Source organism: Pseudalkalibacillus decolorationis (assembly GCF_024609785.1).
GTDB lineage: Bacteria > Bacillota > Bacilli > Bacillales > Fictibacillaceae > Pseudalkalibacillus > Pseudalkalibacillus decolorationis.
This window is the reverse complement of sequence record NZ_JANHJQ010000059.1, coordinates 1-5,979: the sequence shown is the minus strand read 5'-3', so window position 1 is coordinate 5,979 and position 5,979 is coordinate 1. Positions and strand designations below refer to the sequence as shown.

The 5,979-nt window shown below is 42.1% G+C and carries 3 protein-coding genes, 2 rRNA genes and 2 pseudogenes; 1 reads left to right on the top strand and 6 read right to left on the bottom strand.

The annotated features are described in order from the left end of the window. The 4 genes and pseudogenes from pdxS to guaB form a co-directional block, all read right to left on the bottom strand. Window positions 1-581: pseudogene (gene pdxS / locus NON16_RS25225) on the bottom strand (pyridoxal 5'-phosphate synthase subunit PdxS); the annotation flags it as partial. A 119-nt stretch (window positions 582-700) separates the two neighbouring features. Continuing rightward, window positions 701-901 (bottom strand): annotated as a pseudogene (locus NON16_RS25805) (pyridoxal 5'-phosphate synthase lyase subunit PdxS); the annotation flags it as partial. A gap of 342 nt (window positions 902-1,243) precedes the next feature. Then, window positions 1,244-2,599, bottom strand: coding sequence for a D-alanyl-D-alanine carboxypeptidase family protein (locus NON16_RS25215; RefSeq protein WP_372508881.1), 1,356 nt, complete (start codon window positions 2,597-2,599; stop codon window positions 1,244-1,246). A 143-nt stretch (window positions 2,600-2,742) separates the two neighbouring features. Next, the gene (gene guaB / locus NON16_RS25210; RefSeq protein WP_257352372.1) at window positions 2,743-4,200 is read right to left on the bottom strand and encodes an IMP dehydrogenase; all 1,458 of its coding nucleotides are present in this window, start codon (window positions 4,198-4,200) and stop codon (window positions 2,743-2,745) included. 124 nt (window positions 4,201-4,324) lie between these two features. Between guaB and NON16_RS25205 the strand changes: the two genes are divergently transcribed. Further along, on the top strand, window positions 4,325-5,299 hold the full coding sequence (locus tag NON16_RS25205) for a YaaC family protein (RefSeq protein WP_257352371.1): 975 nt from the start codon (window positions 4,325-4,327) through the stop codon (window positions 5,297-5,299). Window positions 5,300-5,593: 294 nt separating this feature from the next. Here the strand turns inward: NON16_RS25205 and rrf are convergent. Then, a 5S ribosomal RNA gene (gene rrf / locus NON16_RS25200) occupies window positions 5,594-5,709 on the bottom strand. A gap of 85 nt (window positions 5,710-5,794) precedes the next feature. Beyond that, window positions 5,795-5,979, bottom strand: a 23S ribosomal RNA gene (locus NON16_RS25195); the annotation flags it as partial.

Genomic DNA, 5,979 nt, shown 5'->3' with positions numbered 1-5,979 from the left:
GTTGTCGCTTCAACGATTGCACGTGCGAATTTTTCTGGATTATCGGATTTGAAAATTCCTGAACCAACGAATACTCCGTCAGCACCCAATTCCATCATCAATGCTGCATCTGCTGGAGAAGCTACTCCACCTGCTGCAAAGTTTACGACAGGAAGACGTCCTTCTTTTTTAATTTGAAGGAGAACTTCATATGGCGCACCAAGGTTCTTCGCTTCGGTCATCAACTCATCTTCACTCATACCAACAACTGTACGTACTTGTGACTGGATTAAACGCATATGGCGGACAGCTTCAACAATATTTCCTGTTCCGGGTTCACCCTTCGTACGAAGCATGGAAGCCCCTTCACCAATACGACGAGTTGCTTCACCAAGGTCACGTGCTCCACAGACAAATGGTACAGTAAAGTCACGCTTGTTCAAATGGAACACTTCATCTGCTGGAGTCAATACTTCACTCTCATCAATATAATCTGCTCCAAGTGATTCAAGAATACGCGCTTCAACAATATGTCCGATACGTGCTTTAGCCATAACGGGAATTGAAACCGCATTAATTACTTCCTCNCATCTGCTGGAGTCAATACTTCACTCTCATCAATATAATCTGCTCCAAGTGATTCAAGAATACGCGCTTCAACAATATGTCCGATACGTGCTTTAGCCATAACGGGAATTGAAACCGCATTAATTACTTCCTCCACGATTGTAGGATCAGCCATACGAGCCACCCCACCTGCTGCACGAATGTCTGCAGGGACACGTTCTAATGCCATAACTGCTACAGCACCAGATTCCTCAGCAATTTTTGCTTGTTCTGCATTGACAACGTCCATGATGACGCCACCTTTTTGCATTTCTGCCATGCCACGCTTAACGCGATCTGTACCTGTTTGTACCATGTATAAATCCCCCGTCCATTAATGTTTTGATAAAGACATAAATCCTTCATTATTGTATCATTTTTCAAAACCGTTGCCTATAAGGTGAAACAAGTAAATCGTGGAATATAAAGAAAACTCGGCTAGATCCAAGCTTTAGCGCAGGTGATCGCCGTAGTTGCGCTTATACTATAGAAAGTATTTTTATACTTTCTTAACGTGTAAGAAAAGCGCATGCGCCCTAGGTAGCTCCGAAGGTCACTGGAAAGCCACTGAGGAGGCTGTTGCTGCCGTAGAGGAGCTGGAGTAGTAAATGTGTTGCACAAAAGAGAATGACCCATTTGGAGCCATCCTCATTATTATTTAAAACCAGCCCTTAACTGTGTCGACCACATTCGTCCAAATATCACTGAAGAAGCCGCCAATTCCTCTCATCATAAGAACGAACCAGTTCGCTTTCTCCACATCGTCCTGTGCTACTATCTCAACCATAGATTTTTGTTTGGCCTTCTCTGTAATATAACCTAGATCTTTGCCTTCACCAGAGTAAGCGAGTGTGAGGGTACCCACCTGATCACCTTTTTTAACTGGTGCAGTCAGTTCGCCATTTTTATTTAACACTTTGTTATTCCATGTTGCTTTTGGTTTATACTTCTCTTCTTCCCCATTCAACATTACGACTGTTAACGGTTTTGTTGTTTGCACATCAACTGTTTTCTCTTTCCCTTTAACGACAGGGAGTGTTGATTTATCTTTAACCGTATAACCTGCTTTAACTACTTCTTTTTTCGTAAAATTGTTAAAGCCATAATCAAGTAACTTTGTAGTCTCCTCAAAACGTTCGGGATTGGAACCTGTTTTCATAACAACAGATATTAGACGTGTTCCATTACGCTTTGCAGTCCCTGTGAAGGAGTATCCAGCAATGTCCGTTGATCCAGTCTTCAACCCATCGACGCCTTCATATTCATACCCTTGCCTTGGGTTTCCTTCAAGCATCCAGTTCCAGTTAATCATTCGGTTTTCATCGTCGGTGCCTTTCCGGAATAACTTTACGGGAATTTTAGCTGTTTCTAAAACTTCAGGGTAGTCCTTCAAGAGATGATACGCAAGTTTTGCTGTCGCACGTGCGGACATCATGTTCATCTCTTCCGGCCCGCCAGCTGCATGCATCCCTTTTAAGTCACGATTATTTAAACCGGTACTATTCACAAATGTATATTTCTTCAGGCCTAATTCTTTCGCCTTATCATTCATCATTTTTACAAAGTTCGCCTCAGAACCTGCAATCGTTTCTGCTAGTGCCATCGTAGCACCGTTTGCTGAATAAATCGCAGCTGCCTCAAATAATTCCTTAACGGTATACGCTGGATCTGCATCTTTCCGCAACCATACATTGGACAGACTTGAGTCGTGGGAAATCTTAAAAGCACGATCGCTTATCTTTACAGGCGTGTCCCACTTTATTTTTCCCTCTTCAATTGCTTCTAAAAGTAAGTATTCGGTCATCATTTTCGTCATACTTGCAGGTGGTAACAATAAATCCGCATTTTTCTCAAAAAGAATACGCCCTGTTTCTGCATCGACTAAAATTGCTGCTTCTGCTTTCAATTGTAAATCTGGAGCAGCAGCGTGAACCTTTGATGTCGTTGTTACAAAACTCGTTATTACTAGTGCCATCGTTAAAACAAAGATGACTGATTGTTTCATTCGGTTAATCAACCTTTGCACCTCCAACCCTAAATACAACATCGCTAATTGTACCATATCGATTAATAAAAAAATAGACAGAGGATGAACCTCTGTCTAAAAAAGGTGAAAATGGTACATTACTCGTACACAAAATTGTACTTTTTAGTCGTTTAGACCGAGTAATTTGGAGACTCCTTCGTAATTTGAACATCGTGGGGATGACTTTCACGAAGCCCTGCATTAGTAATTCTAGTGAATCGTGCATTTTCACGTAGTTCGTCGATGGATGGTGTGCCACAATACCCCATCCCAGATCGCAACCCGCCTACAAGTTGATGAATTGAATCTGATAGTGGGCCTTTGTACGGCACACGTCCCTCAATTCCTTCTGGGACAAGCTTTTGGTTATTTTCCTGGAAATAGCGATCGCGGCTTCCTCGCTCCATTGCCCCAATTGAGCCCATTCCACGATAAACCTTAAATTGGCGTCCTTGATAGATTTCACGCTCTCCTGGACTTTCATCAACCCCTGCTAACAAGCTGCCAAGCATAACTGCGTGACCACCTGCTGCAAGTGCCTTGACGATATCACCTGAATATTTAATTCCACCATCTGCAATAATCGGAACACCATGCTTACGTGCCTCTGTTGCACATTCATAGATTGCTGTGATTTGCGGTACACCTACGCCGGCAACTACTCGAGTTGTACAAATCGAGCCTGGTCCGATTCCAACCTTCACAACGTTTACACCAGCTTCAATCAAGTCTCGTGTTGCTTCTGCAGTCGCTACATTCCCTGCAATAATTGTTACATCAGGGTAGGATTCCTTCACTTCACGAACCTTCGCAAGAACACCTTCTGAATGTCCATGTGCAGTATCAATTACGATTGCATCCACACCAGCTTCAACAAGTTTACCGACACGTAATAACGCATCTGCTGTAACTCCGACTGCAGCGCCTGCTAATAAACGCCCTTGCTTGTCCTTTGCAGAGTTTGGGAACTCAATTACTTTTTCAATATCCTTAATTGTAATAAGCCCTTTTAAAATACCTTTATCGTCAAGTAGTGGAAGTTTTTCGATGCGATGTTTCTGTAAAATAGACTCTGCTTCCTTCAATGTTGTCCCAACAGGAGCTGTAACTAGGTTGTCTTGGGTCATGACCTCTTTAATTTGAATCGAGAAATCCTGGATGAAACGCATATCTCGGTTCGTAATAATCCCTACAAGCTTACGATCTTCATCAACAATCGGTACACCTGAAATGCGATATTTTCCCATTAAATGCTCTGCATCAAATACCTGATGGTCAGGAGTGAGATAAAAAGGATTTGTAATAACACCTGATTCTGAACGCTTTACTCGATCTACATGCTCTGCTTGCTCTTCGATCGACATGTTTTTATGGATAATTCCTAGGCCGCCTTGACGCGCCACAGCAATCGCCATTTTAGATTCCGTTACCGTATCCATTCCAGCACTAATAATCGGAATGTTAAGCTGTACCTCATCGGACAATTTCGTTTTCACTGATACATCTCTAGGCAGTACAGATGATTTATCCGGCACCAGTAAAACATCATCAAATGTTAGACCCTCACGCGTGAACTTCTCTTCCCACACAAATCCCACTCTCCTTTTAGTCGTTAAAATATTATTAGTAGAGTAACAATAGGGCAAACTACTGTCAAGAACATAGGGATAAGTCTATTTTTTCACAAAATTTGGTGAATATAGGTGTGAGTGGATGAAAGCAACAGAAAGATGGAATCATTATGATCAATTCTTAAGTGCTCCAATGAGCCAGCGATATTTAAAAAGGTGTTATAAACAACTCAATTTGGATAAGAATATCGATGAATTAAGCTATCGGAATTGTTATAGCTTTATCTATTACCTTGAACATGGAAAACGCCATTATGATTTGGCAGAAATTGCGCCCTTGGAACTTCAACCCGTTCTTCAATACTATGGAATGGTACAGTTAATCAAGTCGTGCCTACTCACCGTGGATCCCTTTTATCCCGAGTCAACTTCCTTATTAGCACATGGGGTAACAACAAGGAAACGGAAGAAACAAAATTATCTGTTTTTAGAGGATGAAATTAAAATTCAACGAAATGGACTTTTTCCATACTTTTCTGATCAAATGTTCCACATGAAACAACTTGAAGGCGATAAAGTGCAAATGAATGAATTACTTGGGCAAATTCCCGAAATGAGTGGGTTATTTTCTAGCATTTATCGGAGATCCCCTTTGCTAGAGGTGATGTTATTAGAGGAAGGTAATGGCTTTTCTATTCCTGATGCTATTTTGGATCGCCTTCATATGACCTTTGAGCGTTTTAGTACATTCCTTGCACAACAACTGAGGCCGGCCGTTATTCATACCACTTTAAAACATAAGAAAATGGAAGTTATTTTTGCGGATTTTCAGAGCTTTAGTGCAAACAATACACTATTTAAGCAAACAATGGATGGACGATGGTATATTCCAACATCCCGTGATCGTTTCAGCTCCTTACATGAGGTCATGAACCATTATTTAGTTCTCTATAACCTAAGTATGATTTGCCGTTATGAAACAGAATGGTGGGGAGAGCTCTTCCATACGTATTCAAGTGATGACTATCCATTTATCTCACGCTTCCTAACCATTTCTCAAACAAAAATACCTGTCCTACTGTTGGGCTTTCTCAATGAAAAACGGTTACTTTTTTGAATTTATTTATCCAGGCTTGTTTCTTCCTAATCGAATATGGAACGGAATGTCTTTCGATGTTTAACCGGTAGTAGAATCAGCCTTCGCACAGTGACCTCTTCGTTCCTCTCAGCCATCGCATACTAGGTAGTCGGATCTTTTCTTCCAATAAAAAAGAGATGAAACGATTGATGTTCGTTTCACCTCTTTGAGGCCCGGCGACGTCCTACTCTCACAGGGGGAAGCCCCCAATTACCATTGGCGCTGAAGAGCTTAACTTCCGTGTTCGGCATNTATTCGTTTCACCTCTTTGAGGCCCGGCGACGTCCTACTCTCACAGGGGGAAGCCCCCAATTACCATTGGCGCTGAAGAGCTTAACTTCCGTGTTCGGCATGGGAACGGGTGTGACCTCTTCGCCGTCGTCACCAGACATATGAAGTTGTGGAAAAACCACATTCCTTCAAAACTAGATAACGTTCATTCTTGAATGTATTCACATCGAAGATGTTAAAAATATGGTTAAGTCCTCGATCGATTAGTATCTGTCAGCTCCACGTGTTGCCACGCTTCCACACCAGACCTATCAACCTCATCATCTCTGAGGGATCTTACTCGCTTACGCGATGGGAAATCTCATCTTGAGGGGGGCTTCATGCTTAGATGCTTTCAGCACTTATCCCGTCCACACGTAGCTACCCAG

Coding starts and splice junctions, on each gene's coding strand:
- NON16_RS25205 (WP_257352371.1), top strand. CDS start 4,325: ATGAAAGCAACAGAAAGATGGAATCATTATGATCAATTCTTAAGTGCT.